We start from the raw sequence: 26,627 nt of genomic DNA on the forward strand, positions 1-26,627 counted from the left end.
CAGACTCAGAACACAAGCGCGCAGCACATGAAAGTCCGGGTGTTGGGCTGCTCCGGCGCCATCGCGGCGGGGTGCAAGACCACCTCATTCCTGCTCGATGACGACCTGCTCGTCGACGCCGGCACCGGCGTCGGCGACCTGACCCTCGACGAGCTGGCCCGCATCAACCACATCCTCATCACGCACTCGCACCTGGACCACATCGTCTCGATCCCGCTGCTGGTCGACAGCGTGATGAACCGGCGCACTCGGCCCATCGTGGTCCATGCGCTGCCCGAGACGCTCGAGGCGCTGCGCGCACACATCCTCAACTGGGTGATCTGGCCCGACTTCACGCAGCTGCCCTCGCGCGAGCGCCCGGTGCTGAAGATGGAGCCGCTGGCCGCCGGCCAGGTCCTGGACCTGGACGGCAAGCGCATCGAGGTGCTGCCGGCCGAGCACACCGTGCCGGCGGTGGGCTATGCGGTCGAGGGCCGCACCGGCTGGTGGGCCTACACCGGCGACACCGGCCCCAACCCCGCGCTGTGGCCGCTGCTGGCACGCCGGCGCGTCGCGATGCTGGTGATCGAGACCGCCTTCGGCGACGACGAGCGCGAGCTGGCCGCGGCGAGCAAGCATCTGTCGCCCAGCACGCTGGCGCAGGAGCTGCGCAGCCTGGCGCGCGACGTGCCGGTGTTCGTCACCCACGCCAAGCCCGGCGGCATGGGCGCCATCGTGACCCAGGTGCATGCGCTCGATTCCGGTCATCGCATCGAGCACCTCGAGGCGGGCCAGGTGTTCGTGATCTGACGTTTCCTGTCACACCCGCAGGGCAGATGACACGTCCGGTCGCAGAAAAGGTCGACAGCACGTCAGTTTTCCGTGCACTCGGTCACGAACCATGCGGCCTCCAGGGCTGGCACAGCCCCTGCATGAGAGGCAGCGCTTCCTCAAACCCCGAAGGAGAACCCGCATGAAGCAACTTCGTCCCATCCAGCGCGTGCAACAAGGTTTCACGCTGATCGAACTGATGATCGTCGTGGCGATCATCGGTATCCTGGCTGCGATCGCGCTGCCGGCTTACCAGGACTACACCGTCCGCGCCCGCGTGTCGGAAGGCCTGGTGATCGCCTCCGGCGCCAAGGCCACCGTCTCCGAAAACCTGGCTGCCGACACCGATGACGCCTGCGCCGGCGTGAACACAGGTACGATCGGCCGGACCACCCTGAGCTGCAGCGGCGATGGCGTGCTGTCGGTGAGCGTGTCGGCGACCAGCTCCATCGACGTGGACCTGACGCTGACCCCGACCGCCGACAGCTCTGGCGTGACCTGGGCGTGCGCCGTGACGAACCCCGACCAAGCGAAGTACGTTCCTGCCGAGTGCCGTGGTACGGGTGGTGGCTCCACCGGCGGCTGATCGTGATCCAGCCTGGCAGGCCTGAGTTCTGACAGGCCTGGACGCAGAAGCCCTCCATGCGCGAGCATGCAGGGCTTCTTTCATGGGCGAATCACAAACGGATACCGCAAGCGCATGCGCCGCGACCTCAGCTGGACCACGGAATGCCTGTGGTTTGCGCTGTTTGTCCTGCTCTATGAAGCGCCTGTGGGCTGGATGCTGCCCGGCTGGATGCACGGCAATGCAGGTGCGTCGGCCACCGTCCAGGAGGCGCTTGCCACGCCTGCGGTCCAGCGCGAGATCCTGCGCCACCTGCTGGCGCATCTCGCATTGATCGGTGCCTGCTATCTCCCGCTGCGCTCGCTCGCCAACTTTGCCGCCGTGCGGTGGCAGCTCGACGGGCGGCTGGCGCGGCTGGCCTACCTGCTGCTGGGCTGGATGCTGCTGGCCGCCGGCAATGCGGTGTGGTTTCCGCTGTCGAACTATTCCGTGGCGGTCGGGGGGGTCGCCACCCCCTGGGTGCTGGTGGTCGTCGCCGCGCTGCTGGGTGTCACCGCGGCGCTGTGGGCATGGGACAGGGTGCGTGTCCTGACGTTTTCCCGGCGCGCGGCGGCGCCACTGCTCGTGGCGGGCCTGGCGGGGGTGGCGGGCAGCCTGTGGCTCGTGCCGCTGCGCGAGGCGCAGGGCGAGGCGGCCATGGCGGCGCCACGGCGCAACGTCATCCTCATCGGCATCGATTCGCTGTCGGCGGCGCTGCTGGAACGGGAGCAGCATCACCTGCCCCACCTGCAGGCCCTGTTGCGCTCGTCCGTGCGGTACGAGCGGGCCTACACGCCGCTTGCGCGCACCTTCCCGGCCTGGATGAGCGTGCTGTCGGGACAGCCGCCGGCCGTGCATGGCGCGATCTTCAACCTGCGCAACCTGGAACATGTGCAGCGTGAGGGGCTGCTGCCTCACACGTTGAAGGCCCAGGCCTACCGCACGGTGTACGCGATCGACGAGCGCCGCTTCAACCACATTGACGAGGGGTTCGGCTTCGATGCCGTCGTGGGGCCCGAGGCCGGCGTGCTCGATTTCGCGGTGCAGGCGGTCAACGACTCGCCGCTGACCAACCTCCTGCTGCAGACGAGGCTCGCGCACCTGCTGCTGCCCTACTCGCGCGTCAATGTGGCGTCGCATGCCAACTACGACGCGGCCGGCTTCGTCGAGGAGATCGCGGCCGCGACCGCCGGTGCGCCGCGGCTGTTCCTCGCCACGCATTTCCTCGCAGGGCATTTCCCGTTCCAGAGCCGACATGCGCGCATCCGCCACGGCAGCACCAACGGGTTCCTGGCCCGGCATGTCGAGGCGCTGAGCGGCGTCGACGCCCAGGTCGGCCACCTGCTCGCCGAGCTGAGGCGGCAGGGGCACCTCGAGGACGCGCTGGTGGTCGTGTTGTCGGACCACGGGGAACAGCTCGGGGAGCTGGAGGCGCATACCACGCGGGACGGCCACCCCGTGGAGCTGAAGGGCTACGGCCACGGCGTGGACCTGCTCAGCGACCACGCCAACCGCGTCGTGCTGGCCCTGGTGCAGTTTGCCGGCGGGCAGGTGGTGAGCGAACCCGAAGTGCGCCACGAGCAGGTCTCGCTCCTCGACCTGCGCGGTGCCGTCGAACACTACGTGCGCACCGGCGAGGTGGCGCTGCAGCCAGCCCAGGCCTGCATGCCGGTGGAAACCGGCTTGCGCCTCAACGCGATCCGGGACTACCGCAAGCTCAAGGCCGGGGACGTCGTGCGGGAAGCGCAGGGACTGTACGAGATCGACGTGCAGGGTCGGATGCGATTGAAGGAAGAGATGCTGCCGGTTCTGGTGCGCACCAAGGACGTGGGCTGGCGCTGCCCGGACCGGATCACGTACTACCGGGCGGCCCAGGGGCGGTACTACACGTACCGGATCGACGCCGGTCACGGCACGTTGCGGGAAGAGCGCCCCGACCCGCAGGACGTGGCCGCGATCGAGCATTACCGGCGACAGCTCGAGAGGCAGGCGAGCGCGTCGAGGGCTCACTGAAAGTGACGAAAGGGATGGTTCAATGCTGAAGCAGCGGGTGCCGACCGCGCCCCCGATGACGGCGGTCCCGATCCGGACGGTGCTTGCGGGCACCGTGTCCTGCCTCGCCGCGCTCGGCCTGGTGCTGGGGCTGCGGCTGCCAGTGCCGGCAGCGATGGCGCTGCTGATGCTGGCCACGGCGGTCCCCATGTGGTGGCTGGAAGCACGGCGCTGTGCTGCAAATGGGGCCGTGGGACCGGTCGTGCGGGTCTCCAGACGCAAGGCGCTCTGGGTCCGTCGGCTGCGGGTGATTGGCGGGGCCTTGGTGTTTTGCCTCCTCGCAGCGTCCATGCGGATGCAGCTGGAGCTCGGGGGCGCACAGGTCAGTGGTTTGCCCGAGCTGGAAATGGTGATCAACGGCGCCTGCGTGCTCTGGCTGCTGGCCTGGGCACGGTGGCCGGTGCGCTCGCGCCAGCCCGATTCGGTGGCCGCACTGGGCCGGCTGGCCTTGAAGTGTGTGCGGCGACACCGGCCTGCGGCGGCCGAGTGGCAGGGGCTGCTGGGCTGGTGCGTGAAGGTGTTCTTCCTGCCGCTGATGCTGGCCTGGCTGTACAGCTGGTTGTTGCAGATCGACAAGGAGCTGCAGCAAGGGCAGGGCGCGATGGCGTTCTTCGTCGGGGCCATGGCGGCGCTGTATGCCCTGGACACCCTGTTCGGCACCATCGGCTACCTGTCGACCCATCGCGGCATCGATGCGCAGATCCGCTCCACCGATGCCACCTGGCTGGGCTGGGGGGCGGCGCTGGTGTGCTACCCGCCGCTCAATGCGGTGGTGTTGCACCAGTGGCTGAGCTACAGGGACGGGAAGGACTGGTCTGCATGGTTCGGTGATTCGTGGATTGCCTGGCCCTGGGCCGCCGCCATCCTGATCCTCACCGGCATCTACACCAGCGCGACGCTGGTGTTCGGCCCGCGGTTCTCCAACCTGACGCACCGGGGCATCGTCACCGCCGGGCCGTTCCGCTGGACCAAGCACCCGGCCTACATCAGCAAGAACCTCAGCTGGTGGCTGATCGCGGTGCCCTTCCTCTCCGAGCAGGGGCCGCTGGCCGCGGCGGCCAACTGCGCCGGCCTGCTGGGGGTGAACTGCATCTACTGGCTGCGTGCAAAGACCGAGGAGCGCCACCTGATGCGCGACCCGGTGTACCGCGAGTACGCGGCCTGGATCGAGCAGCACGGATGGTTTGCGAAAGTGCGGCGCTTCCTTGCACGGTGGCGCCCGGGGCGCCGGGCGGTGGGCGGCGCATGAGGCCGGGGCTCACGGTCGTGCTGGCGCTGTGCGTGGCCGGGTGCGCCGGCACGGAGGGTCCTTCCGATGCGGATTGCCTGGCAGCGGCCTTGCAGCAGCCGGCCCTACGCAACGGGGCGGTGGCATGGACACGTGCAGATGGCAGCACGGCGGTGACGGCGGCCAACTGGCGTGGCTGGTGGCGGCTGCTTCGCGATCAGGCATACCCCGCAGCGAGCCTGACCAAGCCGCTCGTTGCCCATGCGATCAGGGGCCAGGTCGAGCGCGGGGCCTTGCGACTGGAGGCGAAGGCGGCCGACCTGCTGCCCGGGCTGGCGTGGAGCGGACCCGGCACGCAGGACATCACCCTGCAGCACCTGCTGCAACACACGGCCGGGCTGGGCCGGCGCGATGGACGGGATCCGCTGTGGCATCACGGCGGCACGTCGGACGGGGTGCCCGACTGCGAGGCGGCGGCGCAGTACATCGTGACGCAGCCGACGCTGCGGACCCCGGGCGTGCAGGCCGAGTACAGCAACGTGGGTTACTGCCTGCTCGGCCTGTTGCTGCGACAGCAGGCCGGGGCGGGCGAACTGGAGTTGCCCGCGGCGCTGCTGCAGGCGCTGCACGCTCCTTTGGGTGCGGCAGGGGGCTGGCGCGCGACGCTGCCGGAGATGCACGCGGCGCTGGCGCGCACACTGCCGCTGCGACACCTCGAGGCGCCGCCGCAACCACTGCCCGACGGGTCCTGGTACGCCTGGAGCTGGCGCTACTGGCCGAAGCCGGCAGCGGGTGCTCCCTGGACGCACACCGGCCGGCTGCCCGGTTTTCTGGCCGTGGCGCTCACTGATGGCCGGTCGCGCCTGCTGGTCGCGCATTTCGACGGAGACCCGGCCGACTATCACGCTGCATCCCAACGGTTTGGCCGACAGGCCTGGGGATGCCTGCAGTCCGCCGGGGGAGGCGGATGACGCGAGAGTCCGGCGACGGTGTGCAAACCAGGCCTCGGCCGCCTGTCCCCTTCCAGTAAAGTCAGGCGTCCTGTTCCTGACCCGTCTTCCCGCCCTTGGTGCCCGCACCGCTCCTCGCCGTCCTGCTCGCCGCGCCCTACTGCCTGGCGTACTCGCAGACGCCCGCCACGACGCTGCTCAATTCGCTGCTGGCCTTTGCGGCCTGGGGCGCCTTGCTGGCGTTCGGGCCGTCGGCGTCGTGCGCGACCACCGACCGTGCGGCGGTGCCGCGGCGCTGGGCGGTGCCGGCGCTGGTCGCCGGCGCCTGTGCGTGCCTGGCGCTGCGCACCGGCACGCTGGCCGATGCGCTGGTGCTCGCGGCGGCGGCCGCCTGCGCCTGGGCGGCCGGCGTGGCGCGGGCCCGCATCGTGTGGGCCGGGCTGCTGGTCGCCGGTTGCGCGGGCGTGGCGATCGCGCTGGTGCAGTACTTCGCGCCGTCGCTGGCCGACGGGCGCTGGATCGCGGTGCCGACGGTGCCGGGCCGCGCCTTCGGCAACCTGCGCCAGCCCAACCTGTTCAGCACGCTGCTGCTGCTGGCGCTGTGCGCCGGGGTGTGGCTGCTCGCGCCGATGCGCCTGCCGCGCTGGGTGGTGCCGGCGGTGGTGGCGTGGCTGCTGCTGGGCGTGGCGCTGAGCAGCTCGCGCACCGGGATGGTGGGCACGGGGGTGCTGGTGCTGTGGGGGCTGCTCGACCGCGGCCTGCCGCGCCATGCGCGCGCGAGCCTGCTGGCCTCGGTGGCGATCGTCGCGGCCTGGTGGGCGCTGCTGTGGGCCTGGGGGCACCTGGGCGGCACGACCTTCTACGCCGAGGCGCGCCTGTCCACCGGCAGCGACATCAGCAGCTCGCGCTTCGGCATCTGGCGCAACACCCTGGCGCTGGTCGCCGCCCACCCGTGGACCGGCGTGGGCTGGGGGGACTTCAACTACGCATGGACCTTCAGCGCCTTTCCTGGCCGGCCGGTCGCCTTCTTCGACCACGCGCACAACCTCGTGCTGCAGCTGATGGTCGAGCTGGGCGTGCCCGCGGCGCTGGCGCTGCTGGGGGCGCTCGCGTGGCTGCTGTGGCGCGCGCGCGGCGGGCTGCGGCATCCCGATGCGCAGCGCGCGTCGCTGGCCGCGTGTTGCCTCGCGATGCTGGCGCTGCTCGGCTGGCACAGCCTGCTCGAGTACCCGCTGTGGTACCCGTACTTCCTGTTCCCGGCCGCCTTCGTGCTCGGCACGTACCTTGCGATCGGCGGGGTGTCGCGTGCGGGGGACGCAGCAGCGCGGCCCGCGCGCGAGCCGCGGGCCTGGCGCTTGCGCACCGTCGGGGCGCTGATGGTGGCCGGCGCCGCCTACGCCGCGTGGGACTACCAGTCCGTCGTGCAGATCTTCGCGCCCTACGGCGCGGCCGGCCAGGCGCCCTTGCCGGAGCGCATCGCGACCGGCCAGCGCAGCACCTTCTTCGCGCACCACGCCGACTATGCCGCGGTGACCACCGCCGAGCACCCGTCGCAGGTGTTCGACGCCTTCGAGCGGCCGCTGCATCACCTGGTCGACGCGCGGCTGATGATCGCCTACGCGAAGGCGCTGGAGGAGCTCGGCGAGCGCGACCGCGCGGTGTACGTCGCGCAGCGGCTGCGCGAGTTCCGCCACCCGCTGGGGGAAGCGTTCTTCCAGGCCTGCGACGAGGAGGGGGACGCGCCGCTGCCCTTCCAGTGCGACGAACTGCCGCGCGCCTTCGAGCCGCGCGAGCTGGAGCCGCGCGCGGTGCGGCAGGCGCTGGCGCAGCGGTGAGGGCGCCTCAGCGCGCGACGAACGAGCCGGACTTGCCGCCGTGCTTCTCGAGCAGGCGGATGCCGCCCATGGTCATGCCGCGGTCGATGGCCTTGCACATGTCATAGATGGTCAGCAGCCCGACCTGCACCGCGGTCAGCGCTTCCATCTCGACGCCGGTGCGCCCCAGCGTCTCGACCTGGGCGCGGCAGTGCACGCGCGAGGCCGCTTCATCGGCCTCGAACTCCACCGCGACGCGCGTCAGCGGCAGCGGGTGGCACAGCGGGATCAGGTCGGCGGTGCGCTTGGCGGCCTGGATCGCGGCGATGCGCGCGATGCCCAGCACGTCGCCCTTCTTCGCGGTGCCCGAGAGGATCACCTGCAACGTGCCGGGCTGCATCTCGATGTGGCCGGTCGCGACGGCGACGCGGTGCGTGACGTCCTTGCCGGCGACGTCGACCATGTGCGCCTGGCCCTGGGCGTCGAAATGGGTGAGGCCGGTGCCTGCGGAGGCAAAGTGGTCAGGGGTATTCATGGCTTTGGCATCATAGCGAGCTGCCCTGCCGGGGTGGGCGCTGGCCGCACGGCCCAGTGAACGCCCGGCGCCGAATCGGCTCCAACGGGTCGGCAGGCCGGCTGGCGGCCTGGCACGGATCGACACATTTGAAGACAGTTCACGCCTTTCCCTTTCCGTTCCTGCCCTCGCGCGCACGCCGGCCGGTGTGGCGCGTGCTGGCCTTGAGCCTGGCGCTTGGCCTGCCGGCGGCCCCGGCCTTCGTGCCGCAGGCCGCGGCGCAGAGCCAGCTGCCGGCGCTGGGCGACAGCGTGGCCGGCGAGTTCAGCGTCGCGACCGAACGCCAGCTGGGCGACCGCATCATGGCGCAGATCCGTCGCGACCCGCTGTACCTCGACGACCCGCTGCTGGGCGACTACCTGCAGTCGGTCTGGCAGGCGCTGCTCGGCGCGGCACGCGCGCGCGGCGAGCTGTCGCCGGAGCTGGAGGACCGCTTCGCCTGGCAGGCCTTCCTGGTGCAGGACCGCACGGTCAACGCGTTCGCCCTGCCGGGCGGCTACGTGGGCGTGCACCTGGGGCTGCTGGCGACCACCGCGACGCGCGACGAGTTCGCCTCGGTGCTGGCGCACGAGCTGTCGCACGTCACCCAGCGGCACATCGCGCGCAGCATCGCGCAGAGCAAGCAGCAGTCGATGCTGGCGGTGGCGTCGATGATCATCGGCATGATCGCCGCGAGCCGCAGCCCCGAGGCGGCCAACGCGCTGATGGTCGGCGGCCAGGCCGCCGCGCTGCAGGGGCAGCTGAACTTCTCGCGCGACATGGAGCGCGAGGCCGACCGCATCGGCTACGGGGTGCTCGAGCAGGCGGGTTTCTCGCCGGCCGGCATGGCGAGCATGTTCGAGCGCCTGCAGCAGACCTCGCGCCTGAACGACAGCGGCGCCTACCCCTACCTGCGCACCCACCCGCTGACCAGCGAGCGCATCGGCGAGGCGCGTGCGCGCGCGCAGTCGCGCACCGGCACCGCGCCGCGCCGCGAGCTGGAGCACGTGGTGATGCAGGCGCGCGCGCGCGTGCGCATGGACCTGCGGCCGGACTCGCTGCGCGAATGGCTGCGCACCCCCGAAGCGACGGGCGCCGACCGCGCCGCGCAGCTGCTGGCCGCGGCGACCAGTGCCCAGGCGGCCACCGTCCTGCGCGACTGGCATGCGGCGGAGGCGGCACTGGACCGTGCCGCGCAGCTGGCGCGCGGCGACAGCCGCGCCGAGCGGGCCGTGGCCTTCCTGCGCAGCGAGTCCGCGCTGGCGCGCGGCGATGCGCAGGCGGCCGACGCGGCGCTGGACCCCTGGCGCGGCGACGGCTCGCGCGCCAGCGAGCTGCTGGCGGCACGCATCAGCCTGGCGCTGCCGCCGGCCAGCGGGCGCCTCAAGCGCGCCTCGGAAGACTTGCAGACCTGGCTGGCGATGCACGGCGCGGACGTGCAGGCGTGGGAGCTGCTGGGCCAGGCCTGGGAGAAGCTGGGCCAGCCGCTGCGCGCGGTGCGGGCCCAGGCCGAAGCACGCTACGTGGCCGGCGACCTGCAGGGGGCGCTGGACCGGCTGCGCGCGGCGCAACAGCTGGCGCGCGCGCCGGGGCAGACCGACTTCATCGAGGCCTCGGTGATCGAGGCGCGCGTCAAGCAGGTCGAGGCCGAGTGGCAGCAGCGCGTGCGCGAGGAACTGCGCCGCTGAAGGGCGGCGGCCTCACAGCGAAGGGCCGAACAGGCGATCGAGCGCGGCCTCGATCACGACGCCGCACAGGCTGTACAGCACCGAGCCGATCAGCGCCGCGGTGAAGCCGGGCACGCTCATGCCCTCCAGGATGTTGGCCGCGAAATAGAACAGCAGCGCGTTGATCACGAACAGGAACAGCCCCAGCGTGACCAGCGTGACCGGCAGCGTCAGCACCACCAGGACGGGGCGCACCACGGCGTTGAGCAGGCCCAGCACCAGCGCCGCCACGAGCGCGGCGCCGAAGCCGTGGATCTGGACCGGGGGGTAGACCTGCGTCACCAGCAGCAGCGCCGCGGCGAGCAGGAACCAGCGTGCGAGGATCTTCATGGCGGGCAGGATAGCACCGGGGATGCGGCGTTCAGGCGTCCGCGCTCAGCCACAGGCCGAGTCCGAAGGCCAGCAGCGACGGCAGTTCCCAGTGCACCTCGGGCGTGTCGCCGCCGGGCACGGTCGCCTTGGGCCGGCGCACGTCGATGACCTCGTCGACGGCCAGCTCCTCCAGCACGTCCTTGAGCGGCCCGCGGGCCAGGCGCACCTCGGCGGCGATGCCGTGCGCCGCGAGCCAGGGCTGCATCTGCGCGAAGAGCCGGTTCGCCCACTTGCGCCGCCAGTGTTCGCGCGCGCCGTGCGACAGCCACTTGGAGGCGCGGTGCGTCATGCGCGGCGCGCAGGCGACCAGCACCCACTGCGCGTGGCGGGTATCGTCCAGGCCTGCCGCCAGCCGGGACTGGGCATGGGCGGCGTCGTCGAGCAGTACCGCGATCTTCCTTCCTGTTTGCATCTTCTTCTTCGTACTCGTACGGGACCGATTCGGCGTCCGTCATCCCGCGGGACGACCGGCTCACGCATGCATCAGTCTGCCGCGGGCCCGGCGGGCTGACCAGCGGGGGGATACCCCCGGACTTTGACGGGACTTGTGCGGGCCCTGCACAATGGGCGCCTGTCGAAAGGGGAGTAGCACTCGGTTCCCCGCCGAGGCGGCCACCCGTCAATACGGACGTCCCACGCACGTGGCGGCGCCCGGGTCCCGCACAGGCACGTCGGTGCACGCACCGGCGGCGCTTTCCCCGCAAGACCTTTCGGCGCTTGGGTCAACTCACTGGAGTGTTCATGGACACCATTGCGCCCGATTGGCTGTGGGCTTTCTTCGTCGTTTCCGTACTCGTCGCGCTGTTCGTCGATTTCGTGGTCCTGCGCCAGCAGGGGGCCCATGAAGTCACCGTCAAGGAAGCGCTCAACTGGTCGCTGGTCTGGGTGGCGCTCAGCCTCGCGTTCAACGGGCTGTTCTGGTGGGCGGTGGCGCAGGACCATGGCACCGCGGTGGCCAACACCCGCGCGATGGAGTTCCTCACCGGCTACCTGATCGAGAAGTCGCTGGCGGTCGACAACATCTTCGTGTTCCTGATGATCTTCACCTACTTCGGGGTGCCGGCCGGCTTCCAGAAGCGGGTGCTGATGATCGGCATCATCGGGGCCATCGTGCTGCGCACGGTGATGATCCTGCTGGGCAGCTGGCTGGTCAGCGAGTTCCACTGGCTGTTGTACGTCTTCGGCGCCTTCCTGCTGTTCACCGGGATCAAGATGTGGCGCGCCTCCGGCGAGGAGCCGGACCTGGCCGACAACCCGGCGCTGAAGCTGCTGCGCCGCGTCGTGCCGGTCTCAGGGGGCTTTGCCGGCGAGCGGTTCTTCACCCGCGAGCACGGCCGGCGCGTCGCCACGCCGCTGCTGCTGGTGGTGCTGCTGGTGGGCGTGATCGACGTGATCTTCGCGGTCGACTCGATCCCGGCGATCTTCGCGATCACGACCGACCCGTTCATCGTGCTGACCTCCAACGTCTTCGCGATCCTGGGGCTGCGCGCGATGTACTTCCTGCTGGCGGCGATGGCCACGAAGTTCCACCTGCTGAGCTACGGCCTGGCGGTGATCCTGGGCTTCATCGGCACCAAGATGCTGCTCGTGGACCTGTTCCACGTCCCGGTGCTGGTCTCGCTGGGCGTGGTCGTCGCGATCCTGGCGGTCACGATGGCGCTGAGCCTGAAGACGGCGCCGCGGGTGGCGCCGCGCCCCCGCGCCTGAGCCGGCGTCCGTTCCGCCCGGCCGGATGTCCGTGGTCCTTTTGCGGCGTCCGCGCCACAGGCGGGGCGCTGGCCGCGCGCGGCATCGCCCATTTTTCAGGGCGGGGCTTGGGAATGCAAACAAGAATGGATATCATTTACCGAGTCCCGCCACCGGAGTCCAGCCAGCAGGCGCCTTGCGGCGCTTTCTCTTTTGCCAGCCATGGATCCATGCGGGAGCACGGATTTCTCAAAAGACGCTTTCAGGAGTTCTGACATGGCTCGCAAGAAAACCAAGGCGCGCAGCGCGCGTCCGGTCGTTCCGTCTGCGCCCCGCGTGGCACTGGCCCCGCTGGGCGCGCTGGCTGCCGGCTTCAGCCTGGCCGGCGCCGCGCTGGCCCAGCAGGCCCCGGCCGAGGAGCCCCGCCAGGCCGGCGAACTGCCGGTGATCACGGTCAAGGGGCAGTCCGAGACCGAGGCCAAGGAAACCTACCGTGCCACCCGCAGCGGCATCGGCAAGGGCAACCAGGCGCTGCGCGACATCCCGCAGTCGATGACGGTGCACACCGAGCGCCTGATGGACGACCGCAACCTGGACGACTTCCGCGACGTGCTGCGCACCACCTCGGGCGTGACCTTCCAGGCCGGCGAGACCGGCGAGGAGGACGTGCGCCTGCGCGGCTTCTCGCTGTTCCAGGCCGGTGACATCTACGTGGACGGCATCCGCGACGCCGCGCTGCAGGAGCGCGACACCTTCAACATGGACCGCATCGAGGTGCTGAAGGGCTCGGCCTCCATGCTGTTCGGACGCGGCTCCACCGGCGGCGTCGTCAACCAGGTGACGAAGCAGCCGTTCCTGATGGACCAGCACGAGGTCGAGGCGACCGTCGGCTCGGGCAAGGAGTACCGCCTCACCGGCGACTTCAACCTGAAGACCGGCGACGAGGCCGCGCTGCGCATCAACGCGATGTACCACGACGCCGACAAGTGGGGCGCGCGCGAGCACAAGAAGGGCATCGCGCCGACCTACCGCTTCGGCATCGGCACCCAGAACGAGTTCTCGATCGGCCTGTACCACATGGAGTTCGACAACCGGCCGCTCTACAACCACCCCTGGGTGCTGGACAACGGCAAGCTGAAGGAAACGCTGCCGGCCAAGAACTTCTACGGCCTGGCCAACGACCACAACCGCGGCAAGGCCACCTACGGCACGCTGAGCCACATCTTCCGCTTCGAGGAAGGCGGCGAGCTCAAGACCACGCTGCGCCACGGCCACTACGAGCGCGACCTGCTGGCCAGCGTGATCCGTGGCGGCGGGCAGAACCTGACGCTGGACGACTACCGCAATCCCGACCAGGTGCTCACCCGCACCCGCAAGGGCCGCATCGGCGAGACCGACGTGACCTACCTGGGTTCGGTCTACAGCCGCGACGGCATCGAGTGGCTGGGCCTCACGCACAACGTGATCGCCGGCGTCGAGTGGCTGCACGAGGATGCCAAGCGCAACAACAACACCTTCACGGGCCAGCAGCTCACGCTGCCGACGACCACCGTGGGCACGCCGAACGACGGGGCGACTTACCCGAACACTGGCTCCAGGGAGATGAACGAGTTCGATGCCCGCACGATCAGCGTCTTCGGCCAGGACCTCGTCGAGCTGACCCCGACCGTCAAGCTGCTGGCCGGCCTGCGCTACGACCACTTCAAGTACGACTACAAGGCCGTGACCGGCAACTCGCCGGGCGACTTCGGCCGCACCGATGCGCTGTGGAGCCACCGCATCGGCCTGCTGTACCAGCCGAACGACTGGTCGTCGTACCACGTCTCGTACGGCACCTCGTTCAACACCTCGGGCGACACCTACGCCCTGAGCGCCGCGAACGAGCACATCAAGCCGGAGGAAAGCCGCAACTTCGAGGTCGGCGGCAAGTTCGACCTGTTCGACAACCGCCTGTTCGTCGGCGCGTCGCTCTTCTACACGGAGAAGCACCGCGAGCGCAACACCGACCCGGACACCGCCGAGGTGCTGCTGTCGGGCAAGCGTCACGCCGCGGGCCTCGACGTGGACATCGCCGGCCGCATCACGCCGCAGTGGGAAGCGTTCTTCTCGTACACCTGGATCCCGGAAGCCAGGATCGACAAGAACGCCAACGGCAAGGCCCAGCCCGGCCAGACCGGCGCGCAGGTCGAGGGTGACCGCCCGGGCCTGACGCCCAAGCACATGGCCAGCCTGTGGACGACCTACCGCGTCATGCCGCAGCTGCGCCTGGGCGCGGGCCTGAACTACCGCGGCAAGCAGAACCCCGAAGGGGCTCGCCACGTGACCGCCGACGCGTTCACGACGCTGGACCTGATGGCCGAGTACACGATCAACGAGAACCTGTCGCTGAAGTTCAACGTCAACAACGCGACCGACGAGCTGTACGCCGACACGCTGTACCGCGGCTTCTACGCCCCGGGTGCGCCGCGCACCTACCAGCTCTCGCTCAAGGCCACGTTCTGACGGGCGAGGCCGCTGCCGCGACGGCCTGCCGCACCCGCCCCGGGGCCGGCAGGCCGTTTTCGTTGGCGAGGCCGGCTTGATGCGGCGCATGCCTTGCCGGCCTCGCGTCGATACACTGACCGCTCCGGTCCGGACCTCTGCCACCTTGCCCTGACGCCATGCTGCTGCACCTCCAGAACGTCCTCACCCCTGAAGAAGTGCGTGCCGCCCGCGCCCTGCTCGCCACCGCCCCGTGGATCGACGGGCGCGCCACCGCCGGGCAGCAGGCGCTGCATGCGAAGAACAACCAGCAGGTCAGGCAGGACAGCGAGGCCTCGCGCCAGCTGCAGGCGCTGGTGCTGCAGGCGCTGAACCGCCACGCGCTGTTCTTCTCGGCCGCGCTGCCCAAGAAGATCTTCAACCCGCTGTTCAACCGCTACACGGGCGGCACCAACTACTACGGCAAGCACGTGGACGGCGCGGTGATGCATTCGCGTGCCGACGGCCAGCGGGTGCGTTCGGACGTCAGCTGCACGCTGTTCCTGTCCGGGCCCGACGAGTACGACGGCGGCGAGCTGGTGATCGACGACACCTACGGCAGCCAGCGCATCAAGCTGCCGGCCGGCGACATGGTGCTGTACCCGAGCACCAGCGTGCACGCGGTGGCGCCGGTGACGCGCGGCGAGCGGCTGGCCAGCTTCTTCTGGGTCGAGAGCATGGTGCGCAGCGACGAGCAGCGCCGCCTGCTGTTCGACCTGGACATGAACATCCTCAAGCTGCGCGAGCGCGACGGCGAGTCGTCGGAGCTGGCGCTGGCCTTCAGCGGCACCTACCACAACCTGCTGCGCATGTGGGCGTCGACCTGACGCCAGGCGGGCCGTCCCGTCGGGTCGGCGCACGCGCCGCATCGGCGTGCCGGTACGATGCCGTGCATTCGCAGCCCGATCCATCGCGCCGACCATGAGCCGACCCTCCGCCCCCGCGAACCCGCGCATCCCGCCCGGCGTCGTGGCACCGACCGACTACGAGGCACTGGCGCGCGAGCGCCTCGACCCGGCTGCCTGGGCCTACTTCAGCGGCGGGGCCGCGGACGAGCTCACCCTGCGGCGCAACCGTGCCGCCTGGGAGGCCTGGAGCCTGCAACCGCGCGTGCTGCGCCAGCTCGCCGGCGGCCACACCCGGGTCGAGCTGCTCGGCCGCACCCTCGCGCATCCGCTGCTGCTCGCGCCGATCGCCTACCAGCGCCTGGCCCATGCCGACGGCGAGATCGGCAGCGCCTGCGCCGCCGCGGCGCAGGAGGCCGGCATCGTGCTGAGCGTGCAGGCCAGCACCCGGATGGAGGACGTCGCGCGCGCGGTGCAGCCGGAAGCCGGGCGCGGCCCGTTGTGGCTGCAGCTGTACCTGCAACCCGACCGCGGCCACACGCTGGAGCTGCTGCGGCGCGCCGAGGCGGCCGGCTACGAGGCCATCGTGCTGACGGTCGATGCCCCGACCAGCGGGGCGCGCGACCGCGAACGGCGCGCGGGCTACCGCCTGCCGCCGGGCATCGCCGCGGTCAACCTGGCGGGGATGCCGCAGCCCGCGGCGGTGGCCTCCGTGCCGGGCGGCAGCGCGTTGTTCGACGGCCTGCTGCATGCCGCGCCGACCTGGGACGACGTCGCCTGGCTGCGCAGCCAGACGGCGCTGCCGCTGCTGCTCAAGGGCGTGCTGCACCCGGACGACGCGCGCCAGGCCGCCGCGCTCGGCGTCGCGGGGCTGGTGGTGTCCAACCACGGCGGACGCACGCTGGACACCGCGGTGAGCACCGCCTGGGCGTTGCCGCGCATCCGCGAGGCGGTGGGCGACGCGCTGCCGCTGCTGGTGGACGGCGGCATCCGCCGCGGCACCGACGTGCTGAAGGCGATCGCGCTCGGCGCGCGCGCGGTGCTGGTGGGGCGTCCCTACATCCACGCGCTGGCGGTGGCCGGCGCGCTGGGGGTGGCGCACGTGCTGCGCCTGCTGCGCGACGAGCTGGAGATCGCGATGGCGCTGACCGGCTGCGCGACGCTGGCCGAGGTCACGCCCGAACTGCTGGTGCGCGAGATGCCCGGCGCCTGAGCCTTTTCAGTGCGCGACCGGCTCGGGGCTGGCCCAGCTCTCGGGCAGGCGCTCGAGCACGCGCCGGGCGTCGAGCGAGCGGATCGGCACGGACAGGTCGGTGGGGATGCGGTCGTGCGCCTGCAGGGCCATGTAGCGCAGCGCGCTCACGCGCAGGAAGGAGGCGAAGTTGCCGACCTCGCCGCGCGCCTGCACCAGCTCGTCGTAGAGCCGCTCCAGCAGCTGCGGGACGGTCATCCCGTCGCGCGCGCCGATCTCTTCCAGGATCTCCCAGAACAGGTTCTCGAGCCGGATGCTGGTGACCACGCCGTGCAGCCGCACGGAGCGCGTCCGGGATTCGTAGGACGCCGGGTTGGCGCGGATGAAGATCTCGCACATCGCAGATGCCTCCCTGCGGCGCGTGCCGCTTCCGGCGGGAAGCGACGGCCGCAGGAAGCAAAGATAACGGTTCGGCACGACCGCGCAAGGCGCGCTGTCCCGAAGCCGCGGTGGTGGCTCAGGCCTCGATGCGCGTGCCCAGCACCTTCAGGAACTGCGCGAGCCACGCCGGGTGCGCCGGCCACGCGGGCGCGGTGACCAGCTTGCCGTCGGTGACGGCCTGGTCGACCCCGATCTGCGCATAGCTCGCGCCGGCCAGCTCGACTTCGGCCGCGCAGGCCGGATAGGCCGAGACGCGCTTGCCGCGGATCACGCCGGCGGCGGCCAGCAGCTGGGCGCCGTGGCAGATCGCGGCGATGGGCTTGTCGGCCTGCGCGAAGTGCTGCACGCAGGCGATCACCTTCGGGTTCATGCGCAGGTACTCGGGCGCGCGTCCGCCCGGCACCACCAGCGCGTCGTAGTCCTGCGGCTGCACCTCGTCGAAGGTGGCGTTGAGCGTGAAGCGGTGGCCGGGCTTCTCGGAGTAGGTCTGGTAGCCGTCGAAGTCGTGGATCGCGGTCATCACCCAGTCGCCGGCCTTCTTCTCGGGACACACCGCGTGCACCGTGTGGCCGACCATCGTGAGGGCCTGGAACGGCACCATGGTCTCGTAGTCCTCGCCGAAGTCGCCGACGAGCATGAGGATCTTGCTGGCCATGTCTGTCTCCTGGATCGAAGTGGAATGAGAGGCGGGTGCGGGGTGCACGGCCGCCCCGCAACGGGGCGCCGCACCCCTGGGTGGCATTCTGGGAAGCCTGCCGCCAGTGCGGGTAGTAGCGGGCTACTGCACGGCGCGCTGCAGGCGTTCGCCCGCTGCCGGGAGGCCATGCGCCGGTCCGTGGCCGCGGCAGGACACCGGTGCCGCATGCGCAAGTGATGCCGACGTGCGACAAAACCGCATGAACACTGGGCCGAACGCTTGATTTCCCCTCTGAAACTGCTTCTCAATGCAACACGCTCGCAGTACCATTCGCCTCGCAGGTGTTGGCAGGAACGAGTGCTCATGCGGCCTTCGCCCCGACCCGGCACATCAACCAACCACTTGATGGAGAAATTCGACATGGCAACTGCGAAGAAGGCTCCCGCGAAGAAGGCGGCAGCCAAGAAGGCCCCGGCCGCGAAGAAGGCAGCACCGGCCAAGAAGGCCCCGGCCGCCAAGAAGGCAGCGCCCGCGAAGAAGGCCGCGCCGGCCAAGAAGGTGGCAGTGAAGAAGGCCCCCGCGAAGAAGGCGGCCGCCAAGCCCAAGGTGAAGCGCACGCCCAACGCGGCCTTCATGAAGGCGATGACCCCCAGCCCGGTGCTGGCAGCGGTGGTCGGCGACAAGCCCCTGCCCCGGACCGAAGTGACCAAGCGGGTCTGGGACTACATCAAGAAGAACAAGCTGCAGGACGCGGTCAACAAGCGCATGATCAACGCCGACGCCAAGCTGAAGGAAATCTTCAAGAAGGCCCAGGTGTCGATGTTCGAGATGACCAAGCTGATCAGCAGCCACCTGAAGTAATCGGTCTGGCCCGTCTCGAAAGCCCGGCAGGTCGTCACCGCCGGGCTTTTTCGTTTCCGTTCCCTCGTCGTTCCCTCCCCTGCCTGCCATGCTGCGCTACCGCACCGTCCCCGTCACCCCCTTCCAGCAGAACTGCTCCATCGTCTGGTGCGACGAGACGATGTGCGCCGCGATCGTCGACCCGGGCGGCGAGCTGCCGCGCCTGCTCGACGAGGTGCAGCGCCTGGGCGTGAGGCTGGAGCAGATCTGGGTGACGCACGCGCACATCGACCACGCCGGCGCGGTGGGACAGCTGGCGCGCGAACGGCAGCTGCCGGTCATCGGCCCGCACGAGGGCGACCGCTTCTGGATCGAGGGGCTGCCGCAGCAGGGCGCCATGTTCGGCTTCCCGCCCGCCGAGCCCTTCACCCCGACGCGCTGGCTGCACGACGGCGACACCATCACCCTCGGCCACTGCACCGTGCAGGTGCGGCACTGCCCGGGGCACACGCCGGGGCACGTGGTGTTCCACTCGCCCGAGGCGAAGCGCGCCTTCGTCGGTGACGTGCTGTTCGCCGGCTCGATCGGGCGCACGGACTTTCCCGGCGGCGACTACCAGACGCTGGTCGACTCGATCACGCAGCGCCTGTGGCCGCTGGGCGACGACGTGGTGTTCATCCCCGGCCACGGTCCGGAGAGCAGCTTCGGGCAGGAGCGCCGCAGCAACCCCTTCGTCGGCGGCACCTGAGCCGCCGCGGCGCACGGCCTTCAGCGGTCGAAGCGCCGGTCGGGCTTGGGCGCCCGCTGGTACAGCGGCATGACCTTGGGCATGTTCTTCTGCAGGTCGCGGATGCGGGTGTCGCCCGCCGGGTGGGTGGACAGGAACTGCGGCGGCGCGTTCTTGTTGACCGCCATCATCTTCTGCCACAGCGTCACGCCGGCCTGGGGGTCGTAGCCGGCGCGCGCGGCCAGCTCCATGCCGATCAGGTCGCTCTCGGTCTCGTCCTCGCGCGAGAAGCGCAGCGTCAGCAGCTGGCTGCCCATGTTCAGCAGGGTGTCGCCGGTGCTGCCCAGGCCCAGCAGGCTGGACAGCAGGCCCGCGCCGATGCGGGTCGCGGCCGTCTTGCCCATGCGCGCGCGGGCGTGCTCGCGCAGCGCGTGCGCGATCTCGTGGCCCATGATCTGCGCGACCTCGTCGTCGTCGAGCTTCAGCTGCTCGAGGATGCCGGTGTAGAAGGCGATCTTGCCGCCCGGCATGCAGAACGCGTTGAGCTGCTTGGAGCCGATCAGGTTGACCTCCCACTTCCAGTCCTTGGCGCGCGGGTTCCACGGCAGCGCGAGCGGGATCAGGCGGTTGGCGATGTAGCGCAGGCGGATCACCTGCGGGTGGTTGGCGCCGGCCAGCGCGTTCTGCGCCTTGGCCTGCTGCAGCAGCTGGGCGTACTGCTGGGTGGCGGCGGCCTCGACCTGGTCGGCCGGCACCAGCTTCGCGAACGTGGACTGCTTGCCGACATCGATGCCCTCGCGCGCCCAGGCGGGCAGGGCCGCGGTGGCGCCGGCGGCCAGCAGCGCGCCGGTGAACAGGCGGCGGCCGGCGTGTGGCGTCGTCACGTTGCCCGGGCGGTCATCCGGCGCGGCCCGTCCCGCGCACAGGGCACAGTGGTGGAAGGCGTGGCGTCTCATGGAGGTTCAGATCGGGTTGCGGTCCTGATGTTCCAGCATGCGGCGCACCCGAGGCAACAGCAGGTAGGCCGGGAACGACAGCCAGAAGGTCAGGAAGAAGTAGCCGGCATAGCCCATCTCCTGCGCGCCGATGCCGCCGGCCCAGCCGGCCACGGCGCGCGAGAACGCGAAGATGGACGACAGGATGGCGTACTCGGTGGTCGCCTTGGCGCGGTGCGTGATGGCCATCAGGAAGGCCAGGAACGCGCCGGTGCCCAGGCCGCCGGTGAAGCTCTCCAGGGCGCTGGCGGCGTAGACCGCGGCCTGGTGGTGCAGCGCGACGTCGACCGGGTGCACGATGCCGTCGGCGCCGGGCAGCACGCGCGGCACGTACCAGGCCGCAAGCGCGTAGCCGAGGTTGGACAGCGCCTGCCACAGGCCCAGCACCCACAGCCCCTTGAAGATGCCGGCGCGGTCCACGTACCAGCCGCCCACCAGGCCGCCGGCGATCGACAGCGCGAGGCCGACGTTGACGCTGACCAGGCCGATCTTCTCGCTGGAGAAGCCCGAGTCGACCCAGAACGGCTTGACCATGAAGCCCATCGCCGCGTCGCCGAGCTTGAACAGCAGGATGAACAGCAGCACCGACAGCATGCCGCGGCGCGACAGCAGCTCGACCCAGGCGCCGAACACCGGGCCTTCGCGCATCAGCTCGGCACGCGGCCCGCGCGCGGCCTGCACCATCAGCCCGGCGCCGGCGAACATCAGCCCCACCGGCAGCGCGCCGCGGAACCACCAGGTGCCGGCCACCGCGTTCAGCCCGTCCCAGCCGGCCGCGCGCGCGACCGGAGGCAGCACCGGCCACAGCAGCCCGAGCAGCACCAGCGCGAGCGCCCCGACCCACAGCGGCTGGTCGCGCAGCAGCCGGAACTCGCGCGCCGCGCCGCCTGGCGCCACCCTGGCGCGCGGCTGCTCGCGCGGCGCCAGCAGCACCACGCCCCCGTTGAGCAGGAACACCGCGGCCCCCAGCAGGTAGGCCAGCGTCCAGCCGAACCAGCCCGACAGCATCAGCACCGCGCCGGCGGTCAGCATGCCCACGCGGTAGAAGCCGATGCGGAAGCCGTTGGCCATGCCGTACTCGCGCTTGTCGAGCAGCTCGATCGTGTAGCCGTCGGTGGCGATGTCGTTGGTGGCCGACAGCATCGTGAACGCGCCGATCGCCACCCACACCCACGGCCCCAGTCCCGGCGAGCCGGCGAACAGCGCCATCACCGCGGCCATGCCGAAGTTGGCGCCGGCGATCCACCAGCGGTGGTGGCGGGCCCAGTCGATCGCCGGGGCCCACAGGAACTTCACGGTCCAGGCCAGGCCGAGCAGGCTGAGCAGGCCGATGTCGGCCAGGTTCACTCCCTGCTGGCGGAAGTAGACCGGGAAGATGTCGTAGAAGACGCCGAGCGGCAGGCCTTCGGAGAAATAGAGCAGCGCGACCCAGAAGAGCTTGCGTCGGTACGCGGGAAGCGGCGGTGCCGCAGGGCGGGATGTCATGCGCCGCATTCTAGGGACGGCGCCGGTCGCAGCGCCGCCCGCGCGTCAACGCGGCGTCACGGGCATCGCACGGTCTCGCCGCCCCGGAAGCGCGCCGGCAGGCCGGGGTTGCGCTGCGGCGCGCGCAGCCCGATCCCGCCCCGGGCGGTGCGTTCCCCATGGCCAGGGGCGCCGCGCCCCGGGGGCGGGTCAGCCTTGCTTGCGGTTGACCAGCCAGATGCCGGCGGCCACGCAGGCCAGCGCGACCAGCAGCTGCGGGGTGATGGTCTCGCCGAGGATCACCCAGCCCATCATCAGCCCGAGCAGCGGGGTGAGGAAGGTGAACGAGGCCAGGCGCGTGGCCGGGTAGTGGCGGATCAGCCAGAACCACACCAGGTAGCTGATGAACGCGACGATCACCGACTGGAAGAACATCGAGCCCCACAGCCCCGCGGTCCACTGCGCTGGCCAGCTCTCGCCCCACAGCAGCGAGACCGGGCCGAGCACCAGGGCCGAGATGGCCAGCTGGTAGAACAGCGTCTTCTCCGGCGCGGCGGTGCTCAGGCGCGTGGCGCGGATGGCCAGCGTGGTGGCGCCCCACAGCACCGCGGCCGAGACCGCGAGCGCGTCGCCGATCCAGCGCCGCGGGTCGCTGCCGTTGGCCGACAGCCCCTCGCTGAACGCGATCGCCACGCCGACGAAGCCGAGCACCAGCCCGCCCACCTGCAGCGCGGCGAGCCGCTCGCTGCGCGCGATGAACGGCATGCCGGCGGCGACGACGAAGGGCGAGAGGTACAGCAGCACCACCAGGCGCGAGGCGGCGGTGTAGCCCAGCCCCACGTAGATGCAGATGAACTCGAGCGCGAACAGCACGCCGGCGATGACGCCGCCGGGCAGCGTGCCGTCGCGCTGGAACATCGGGATGCCGCGCGCGGCGGCCCAGGCCCACACCAGCAGTGCGGCGACGGCGGAGCGCAGCGCCGCCTGCATCACGGGCGGCATCAGCGGCAGGGTGGCCTTGGCGACGATCTGCTGCAGGCCCCAGAGCAGGCAGCAGCCGACGAGCAGCGCAACGGCGAGGGAATCGAGATGCGGGCGGCGGTGGTCGGTCATCCGATGAATTTTGCCTGCGCGCCGCGGCGCGTGCAGCGGGGCCGACCCTCGGTGCCGGGACGTCAGCGCAGCCGCCGCGTGGTCTCGCGCACCACCAGCGACAGCTCGGGCAGCTCGTCCAGCGTCGCCGGCTCGCCCTCGACCATCCTCAGCAGCGCCTGCGCGGCGAGCCGGCCGACGTCGAACATCGGCTGGCGCACCGTGGTCAGCGGCGGCGTGGTGTAGAGCGAGCTGGGCAGGTCGTCGAAGCCGATCAGCGAGATGTCGTCGGGCACGCGGATGCCGCGGCGGTACAGCGCCAGGTGCGCGCCATAGGCGGTCTGGTCGTTGGCCGCGAAGATGGCGGTGAACGGCACCCCCGCGTCGAGCAGGCGGTTCGCCGCCATCACGCCGCCGGGTTCCTTGAAGTTGCCCTGCACCACCAGGCGCTCGTCGTACGGCACGCCCGCTTCGGCCAGCGCGCGCCGGTAGCCGGCCAGGCGGTCGACCGCGTCGGCGTGCGCGAGGTCGCCGGTGATGTGGGCGATGTCGCGGTGGCCGAGGTCGAGCAGGTGGCGCGTGGCCATGTAGCCGCCCAGCTCGTTGTCCAGCCGGAACGCCAGCGCGCGGGGGCTGCGCAGCTCGTGCCCGGTGGCCACCACCGGCACGTGCAGCGCGAAGCGTTGCAGTTCGTCGTTGGACAGCTTGCCGAACAGCACGATCAGGCCGTCGACCTGGCGCGCCAGCAGGCGGCGCAGGCGGTCGGCTTCCTCCTGGGGATTCCAGTGCCCGCTGGCGATCAGCGGTTCATAGCCGGTGCCGGCCAGCGCCGCCTCGATGCCCAGCAGCGTCTCGGCGAAGAAGGGACTGTCCACGCTCTGCGTCAGCACGCCGAAGGTCAGCGAGCGGCCGCGCTTGAGGCTTTGCGCCAGCGCGTTGGGCTTGAAGTTGAGCGCGGCGATCGCGGCCTCGACCGCGGCCCGCTTGGCTTCCGAGACGCGCGCGCCGCCGTTGAGGATGCGCGAGACCGTGGCGGCCGAGACGCCGGCGGCCCGCGCCACTTCGAGCAGGGTGGCCGAGCCCCCGGCGTCGCGGGCGGGTTTGCTTTTCGTTTTCACACTCTCTCCAAGGCCGGACGATGGGGTGGAACGGCATTGTAACCAGCGCCTGCTGCGCTCCATTCAGAGGGAAACGGAGGGGAAACAACCTAGGGTCAACCATGAGTTGACAGCCTTTCCGCACCCCGCTCAAATCACGCCCGTTGTGAAAACGATTTCAAACGGCGCCGGGCGCCCTCCCGACGGCCGGCGGGGCGTGCCGGCGGGAGCCCGGCACCGCCTTCTTCCGCGGCCGGCGCGCCGCGGTGGCTGAACTGCACACGAGGAGACGCACAGTGTCGATGCAACGTTCGGATGGCTCATCCGGGCTGGTCCACCTGCGGCCGGACTCGCCGGTCCGGCGCAAGGGATTCCTGATGGGGGTGGCCACCGCCGCGTTCCAGATCGAGGGCGCGAGCGACGCGGACGGCCGCCTGCCGTCGATCTGGGACACGTTCTGCCGCACGCCGGGCAAGGTGCTCAACGGCGACACCGGCGACGTGGCCTGCCGCCATTACGAGAAGTGGGCCGAGGACGTGGACCTGATCGCGGACCTGGGCGTCGACGCCTATCGCCTGTCGATCGCCTGGCCGCGCGTCATGCAGCGCGACGGCAGCCGCAACGAGAAGGGGCTGGACTTCTACAAGCGCCTGCTCGACCGCCTGCGCGAGCGCGGCGTGCAGACCTACGTGACGCTGTACCACTGGGACCTGCCGCAGCACCTGGAGGACCGCGGCGGCTGGCTCAACCGCGAGACCAGCTACCGCTTCGCCGACTATGCCGACCTGGTCAGCCGCGAGCTGGCCGGCCGCGTCACCGCCTGGGCCACGCTGAACGAGCCGTGGTGCTCGGCCTACCTGGGCTACGGCAACGGGCACCATGCCCCGGGCCGCACCGACCGGCGCTACGCGACCCAGGCGCTGCACCACCTGCTGCTCGGGCACGGCCTGGCGCTGCCGGCGCTGCAGGCCAACGACCCGCAGGCGCCGCGCGGCATCGTCGCGAACGTGGGGGCCGCCGCGCCGGCCCGCCCGACGCCGGAGGACCATGACGCGGCGCACCTGTACGAGGTCCAGCACAACGCCTGGATCCTCGATGCGCTGTTGCGGCAGCGCTACCCCGACGACCTGTTCCGCCTGTGGCCGCGCACCGAGCCGCTGGTGCTGCCCGGGGACATGGAGGTCATTGGCCGGCCGATCGACTACCTGGGCATCAACTACTACTACCGCAGCCACGTGCGGAGCGACGGCGCCAACGGTTTCGTCGAGGTGCGCGTCGACGGGCTGGAGCGCACCCAGATGGACTGGGAGGTGCACCCGGACAGCCTGCGCCGACTGCTGACCGGCTTCCGCCAAGCCTACCCCAACCTGCCGCCGATCTACATCACCGAGAACGGCTGTGCCTGCGACGACCGCGTCGAGGACGGCCGGGTGCACGATCCCGAACGCCTGAGCTACATCGACCGCCACCTGGCCGCGGTGGACGAGGCGATCCGCGAAGGCGTGGACGTGCGCGGCTACTTCATCTGGTCGTTGCTGGACAACTTCGAGTGGGCCTTCGGCTATTCGCGCCGCTTCGGGATCGTCCACGTCGACTACCAGACCCAGGCCCGCACGCTGAAGGACAGCGCGCTGGCGATCCGCGATTTCCTGGCCTCGCGCCAGCCCTGAGCCGCATGGTCGTACCCGCCTTTCGCAACTGAAGACCGAGCACGTAAGCTCGCCACGCCCGAGGAGACAGACATGAGGTTTTCGATCCGACAAGTCGCCGCCGCCGCGGCCCTGGTCACGGCCGCCGTCACCGTCCAGGCGCAAGGCCTGAAGGCCGAAGTCATCCACTGGTGGACCTCCGGCGGGGAGTCCGCCGCGATGCGCGAGTTCGCCGAGGCCTTCAAGGCCGCCGGCGGCACCTGGATCGACAACGCGATCGCCGGCAGCGAGGCCGCACGCGCCACGGTGGTCAACCGCATCGTCGGCGGCAACCCCTCGACCGCGGCGCAGTTCAACATCTCCAAGCAGTTCCACGACCTGATCGAGGAAGGGCTGCTGAGCGACCTGGACGAGGTGGCCCGCAAGGAAGGCTGGGACCGCATGCTGCCCGCGCCCATCATCAGCAGCGTCAAGGTCAAGGGCCACTACTACGCGGTGCCGGTCAACATCCACATGATCGGCTGGTTCTGGTACTCCAAGGAGGCGTTCCAGAAGGCCGGCATCCAGCGCGAGCCGCAGGACATCGACGAGTTCTTCGCCGCGCTCGACAAGCTCAAGGCCGCCGGCTACGTGCCGCTCGCGCTGGGCGGCCAGCCCTGGCAGGAGAAGATCACCTTCGACACGCTGCTGGCCAACGTCGGCGGCAAGGACCTGTTCCTCAAGGTCTACCGCGACGCCGACGCCAAGGCGGTGAACTCGCCCGAGTTCAAGCGGGTGCTTTCGCTGTTCAAGCGCATGCGCGACTACGTCGATGCCGGCTCGGCCGGACGCAACTGGAACGACGCGACCGCGATGGTGATCTCCGGCAAGGCGGGCGTGCAGATCATGGGCGACTGGGCCAAGGGCGAGTTCGCCGGCGCCCGGCTGACGCCGGGCAAGGAGTACGGCTGCTTCCCGGGCCTGGGCGAGAAGTCGCCCTACATCATCACCGGCGACGTGTTCGTGTTTCCCAAGAGCAAGGACCCGAACGTCGTGAAGGCGCAGCAGACCCTGGCGACGCTGATGACCTCGCCGGCCACCCAGGTGGCGTTCAACAACAAGAAGGGGTCGATCCCGATTCGCACCGACGTCGATTCGAGCACGATGGACGTCTGCGCGCAGGCCGGCATCCGCATCATGAAGGATCCGTCGCGCCACCTGCCCAATGCCGAGATGCTCGTGACGCCCGACGTCAACGGTGCGCTGCAGGACGTCATCACCAAGTACTGGAACACCAACCAGTCGGTGGATGACGCCGCCAGGGCTTTCGCAGCGGCGCTGCAGGGCTGAGCG

At 70.6% G+C, this 26,627-nt stretch carries 24 protein-coding genes; 15 read left to right on the forward strand and 9 right to left on the reverse strand.

What is annotated here, in order from left to right; translation table 11 throughout:
• Positions 1 to 27 precede the first annotated feature (27 nt).
• From IS481_RS00825 to IS481_RS00850, 6 genes are all read left to right on the forward strand, one after another.
• Entirely contained in the window at positions 28 to 789 is a 762-nt protein-coding gene (locus tag IS481_RS00825; RefSeq protein WP_104357388.1) for an MBL fold metallo-hydrolase, read from the forward strand.
• A 163-nt stretch (positions 790 to 952) separates the two neighbouring features.
• Complete coding sequence (locus IS481_RS00830) at positions 953 to 1,396, forward strand: pilin (protein ID WP_104357389.1); 444 nt, start codon at positions 953 to 955, stop codon at positions 1,394 to 1,396.
• A 114-nt stretch (positions 1,397 to 1,510) separates the two neighbouring features.
• Positions 1,511 to 3,427 carry a sulfatase-like hydrolase/transferase gene (locus tag IS481_RS00835; RefSeq protein WP_104357390.1) on the forward strand — a complete coding sequence of 639 codons (1,917 nt, stop codon included), beginning with the start codon at positions 1,511 to 1,513 and terminating at the stop codon, positions 3,425 to 3,427.
• 328 nt (positions 3,428 to 3,755) lie between these two features.
• Positions 3,756 to 4,715 carry a methyltransferase family protein gene (locus IS481_RS00840; RefSeq protein ID WP_146079529.1) on the forward strand — a complete coding sequence of 320 codons (960 nt, stop codon included), beginning with the start codon at positions 3,756 to 3,758 and terminating at the stop codon, positions 4,713 to 4,715.
• Complete coding sequence (locus IS481_RS00845; protein ID WP_170067456.1) at positions 4,712 to 5,665, forward strand: serine hydrolase domain-containing protein; 954 nt, start codon at positions 4,712 to 4,714, stop codon at positions 5,663 to 5,665. The genes IS481_RS00840 and IS481_RS00845 overlap by 4 nt, the downstream gene beginning before the upstream one ends.
• A gap of 98 nt (positions 5,666 to 5,763) precedes the next feature.
• Positions 5,764 to 7,479, forward strand: coding sequence for a PglL family O-oligosaccharyltransferase (locus IS481_RS00850; RefSeq protein ID WP_170067457.1), 1,716 nt, complete (start codon positions 5,764 to 5,766; stop codon positions 7,477 to 7,479).
• Positions 7,480 to 7,486: 7 nt separating this feature from the next.
• Here IS481_RS00850 and moaC read toward each other — a convergent pair whose 3' ends face one another.
• Entirely contained in the window at positions 7,487 to 7,993 is a 507-nt protein-coding gene (gene moaC, locus IS481_RS00855) for a cyclic pyranopterin monophosphate synthase MoaC (RefSeq protein WP_104357394.1), read from the reverse strand.
• Between the two features lie 128 nt (positions 7,994 to 8,121).
• Here moaC and IS481_RS00860 point away from each other — a divergent pair, with 128 nt between their 5' ends.
• On the forward strand, positions 8,122 to 9,699 hold the full coding sequence (locus IS481_RS00860; protein ID WP_232529399.1) for a M48 family metalloprotease: 1,578 nt from the start codon (positions 8,122 to 8,124) through the stop codon (positions 9,697 to 9,699).
• Between the two features lie 12 nt (positions 9,700 to 9,711).
• On the opposite strand, the gene IS481_RS00865 is transcribed toward IS481_RS00860, so the two are convergent.
• Entirely contained in the window at positions 9,712 to 10,068 is a 357-nt protein-coding gene (locus IS481_RS00865; RefSeq protein ID WP_104357395.1) for a phage holin family protein, read from the reverse strand.
• 31 nt (positions 10,069 to 10,099) lie between these two features.
• Positions 10,100 to 10,522 carry a hypothetical protein gene (locus tag IS481_RS00870; protein WP_104357396.1) on the reverse strand — a complete coding sequence of 141 codons (423 nt, stop codon included), beginning with the start codon at positions 10,520 to 10,522 and terminating at the stop codon, positions 10,100 to 10,102.
• Between the two features lie 329 nt (positions 10,523 to 10,851).
• Here IS481_RS00870 and IS481_RS00875 point away from each other — a divergent pair, with 329 nt between their 5' ends.
• The 4 genes from IS481_RS00875 to IS481_RS00890 all read left to right on the forward strand — a co-directional run bounded on the left by IS481_RS00875 (position 10,852) and on the right by IS481_RS00890 (position 16,374).
• Positions 10,852 to 11,817, forward strand: coding sequence for a TerC family protein (locus tag IS481_RS00875; protein WP_104357397.1), 966 nt, complete (start codon positions 10,852 to 10,854; stop codon positions 11,815 to 11,817).
• Between the two features lie 255 nt (positions 11,818 to 12,072).
• Positions 12,073 to 14,298 carry a TonB-dependent receptor gene (locus IS481_RS00880; protein ID WP_104357398.1) on the forward strand — a complete coding sequence of 742 codons (2,226 nt, stop codon included), beginning with the start codon at positions 12,073 to 12,075 and terminating at the stop codon, positions 14,296 to 14,298.
• A gap of 158 nt (positions 14,299 to 14,456) precedes the next feature.
• Positions 14,457 to 15,143, forward strand: coding sequence for a Fe2+-dependent dioxygenase (locus tag IS481_RS00885; RefSeq protein WP_104357399.1), 687 nt, complete (start codon positions 14,457 to 14,459; stop codon positions 15,141 to 15,143).
• 94 nt (positions 15,144 to 15,237) lie between these two features.
• Positions 15,238 to 16,374, forward strand: coding sequence for an alpha-hydroxy acid oxidase (locus tag IS481_RS00890; protein ID WP_104357400.1), 1,137 nt, complete (start codon positions 15,238 to 15,240; stop codon positions 16,372 to 16,374).
• A gap of 6 nt (positions 16,375 to 16,380) precedes the next feature.
• On the opposite strand, the gene IS481_RS00895 is transcribed toward IS481_RS00890, so the two are convergent.
• Together IS481_RS00895 and IS481_RS00900 are read right to left on the reverse strand one after the other, a co-directional pair.
• A complete protein-coding gene (locus IS481_RS00895) occupies positions 16,381 to 16,752 on the reverse strand; it encodes a ribbon-helix-helix domain-containing protein (protein ID WP_104357401.1) in 372 nt (123 codons plus the stop codon).
• Between the two features lie 118 nt (positions 16,753 to 16,870).
• A complete protein-coding gene (locus IS481_RS00900; RefSeq protein ID WP_104357402.1) occupies positions 16,871 to 17,449 on the reverse strand; it encodes a DJ-1/PfpI family protein in 579 nt (192 codons plus the stop codon).
• A gap of 402 nt (positions 17,450 to 17,851) precedes the next feature.
• On the opposite strand from IS481_RS00900, the gene IS481_RS00905 reads away from it, so the two are divergent.
• A complete protein-coding gene (locus tag IS481_RS00905) occupies positions 17,852 to 18,292 on the forward strand; it encodes an SWIB/MDM2 domain-containing protein (protein ID WP_104357403.1) in 441 nt (146 codons plus the stop codon).
• Between the two features lie 88 nt (positions 18,293 to 18,380).
• Complete coding sequence (locus IS481_RS00910; protein ID WP_104357404.1) at positions 18,381 to 19,019, forward strand: MBL fold metallo-hydrolase; 639 nt, start codon at positions 18,381 to 18,383, stop codon at positions 19,017 to 19,019.
• Positions 19,020 to 19,039: 20 nt separating this feature from the next.
• Here IS481_RS00910 and IS481_RS00915 read toward each other — a convergent pair whose 3' ends face one another.
• The 4 genes from IS481_RS00915 to IS481_RS00930 form a co-directional block, all read right to left on the reverse strand.
• Positions 19,040 to 19,954, reverse strand: coding sequence for a M48 family metallopeptidase (locus tag IS481_RS00915; RefSeq protein WP_104357405.1), 915 nt, complete (start codon positions 19,952 to 19,954; stop codon positions 19,040 to 19,042).
• A gap of 6 nt (positions 19,955 to 19,960) precedes the next feature.
• A complete protein-coding gene (locus tag IS481_RS00920) occupies positions 19,961 to 21,478 on the reverse strand; it encodes an MFS transporter (protein ID WP_232529401.1) in 1,518 nt (505 codons plus the stop codon).
• A 189-nt stretch (positions 21,479 to 21,667) separates the two neighbouring features.
• A complete protein-coding gene (locus IS481_RS00925) occupies positions 21,668 to 22,570 on the reverse strand; it encodes a DMT family transporter (RefSeq protein ID WP_104357407.1) in 903 nt (300 codons plus the stop codon).
• 62 nt (positions 22,571 to 22,632) lie between these two features.
• Positions 22,633 to 23,667, reverse strand: coding sequence for a LacI family DNA-binding transcriptional regulator (locus IS481_RS00930; RefSeq protein ID WP_232529403.1), 1,035 nt, complete (start codon positions 23,665 to 23,667; stop codon positions 22,633 to 22,635).
• Between the two features lie 281 nt (positions 23,668 to 23,948).
• On the opposite strand from IS481_RS00930, the gene IS481_RS00935 reads away from it, so the two are divergent.
• Complete coding sequence (locus IS481_RS00935) at positions 23,949 to 25,316, forward strand: GH1 family beta-glucosidase (RefSeq protein ID WP_104357409.1); 1,368 nt, start codon at positions 23,949 to 23,951, stop codon at positions 25,314 to 25,316.
• A 72-nt stretch (positions 25,317 to 25,388) separates the two neighbouring features.
• The gene (locus IS481_RS00940) at positions 25,389 to 26,624 is read left to right on the forward strand and encodes an ABC transporter substrate-binding protein (protein WP_104357410.1); all 1,236 of its coding nucleotides are present in this window, start codon (positions 25,389 to 25,391) and stop codon (positions 26,622 to 26,624) included.
• The last annotated feature ends 3 nt before the right edge of the window (positions 26,625 to 26,627 follow it).

Origin of the sequence: Caldimonas thermodepolymerans (assembly GCF_015476235.1) — a bacterium.
Lineage (GTDB): Bacteria > Pseudomonadota > Gammaproteobacteria > Burkholderiales > Burkholderiaceae_C > Caldimonas > Caldimonas thermodepolymerans.

Excerpts from the sequence above, each read along its gene's own strand:
- IS481_RS00905 (WP_104357403.1), top strand. The coding sequence starts at position 17,852 with ATGGCAACTGCGAAGAAGGCTCCCGCGAAGAAGGCGGCAGCCAAGAAG.
- IS481_RS00830 (WP_104357389.1), top strand. The coding sequence starts at position 953 with ATGAAGCAACTTCGTCCCATCCAGCGCGTGCAACAAGGTTTCACGCTG.
- IS481_RS00915 (WP_104357405.1), bottom strand. The coding sequence starts at position 19,954 with ATGAGACGCCACGCCTTCCACCACTGTGCCCTGTGCGCGGGACGGGCC.
- IS481_RS00910 (WP_104357404.1), top strand. The coding sequence starts at position 18,381 with ATGCTGCGCTACCGCACCGTCCCCGTCACCCCCTTCCAGCAGAACTGC.
- IS481_RS00875 (WP_104357397.1), top strand. The coding sequence starts at position 10,852 with ATGGACACCATTGCGCCCGATTGGCTGTGGGCTTTCTTCGTCGTTTCC.
- IS481_RS00880 (WP_104357398.1), top strand. The coding sequence starts at position 12,073 with ATGGCTCGCAAGAAAACCAAGGCGCGCAGCGCGCGTCCGGTCGTTCCG.
- IS481_RS00935 (WP_104357409.1), top strand. The coding sequence starts at position 23,949 with ATGCAACGTTCGGATGGCTCATCCGGGCTGGTCCACCTGCGGCCGGAC.
- IS481_RS00825 (WP_104357388.1), top strand. The coding sequence starts at position 28 with ATGAAAGTCCGGGTGTTGGGCTGCTCCGGCGCCATCGCGGCGGGGTGC.
- IS481_RS00890 (WP_104357400.1), top strand. The coding sequence starts at position 15,238 with ATGAGCCGACCCTCCGCCCCCGCGAACCCGCGCATCCCGCCCGGCGTC.
- IS481_RS00845 (WP_170067456.1), top strand. The coding sequence starts at position 4,712 with ATGAGGCCGGGGCTCACGGTCGTGCTGGCGCTGTGCGTGGCCGGGTGC.
- IS481_RS00870 (WP_104357396.1), bottom strand. The coding sequence starts at position 10,522 with ATGCAAACAGGAAGGAAGATCGCGGTACTGCTCGACGACGCCGCCCAT.
- IS481_RS00900 (WP_104357402.1), bottom strand. The coding sequence starts at position 17,449 with ATGGCCAGCAAGATCCTCATGCTCGTCGGCGACTTCGGCGAGGACTAC.
- moaC (WP_104357394.1), bottom strand. The coding sequence starts at position 7,993 with ATGAATACCCCTGACCACTTTGCCTCCGCAGGCACCGGCCTCACCCAT.
- IS481_RS00920 (WP_232529401.1), bottom strand. The coding sequence starts at position 21,478 with ATGACATCCCGCCCTGCGGCACCGCCGCTTCCCGCGTACCGACGCAAG.
- IS481_RS00940 (WP_104357410.1), top strand. The coding sequence starts at position 25,389 with ATGAGGTTTTCGATCCGACAAGTCGCCGCCGCCGCGGCCCTGGTCACG.
- IS481_RS00895 (WP_104357401.1), bottom strand. The coding sequence starts at position 16,752 with ATGTGCGAGATCTTCATCCGCGCCAACCCGGCGTCCTACGAATCCCGG.
- IS481_RS00885 (WP_104357399.1), top strand. The coding sequence starts at position 14,457 with ATGCTGCTGCACCTCCAGAACGTCCTCACCCCTGAAGAAGTGCGTGCC.
- IS481_RS00865 (WP_104357395.1), bottom strand. The coding sequence starts at position 10,068 with ATGAAGATCCTCGCACGCTGGTTCCTGCTCGCCGCGGCGCTGCTGCTG.
- IS481_RS00925 (WP_104357407.1), bottom strand. The coding sequence starts at position 22,570 with ATGACCGACCACCGCCGCCCGCATCTCGATTCCCTCGCCGTTGCGCTG.
- IS481_RS00835 (WP_104357390.1), top strand. The coding sequence starts at position 1,511 with ATGCGCCGCGACCTCAGCTGGACCACGGAATGCCTGTGGTTTGCGCTG.
- IS481_RS00840 (WP_146079529.1), top strand. The coding sequence starts at position 3,756 with ATGCGGATGCAGCTGGAGCTCGGGGGCGCACAGGTCAGTGGTTTGCCC.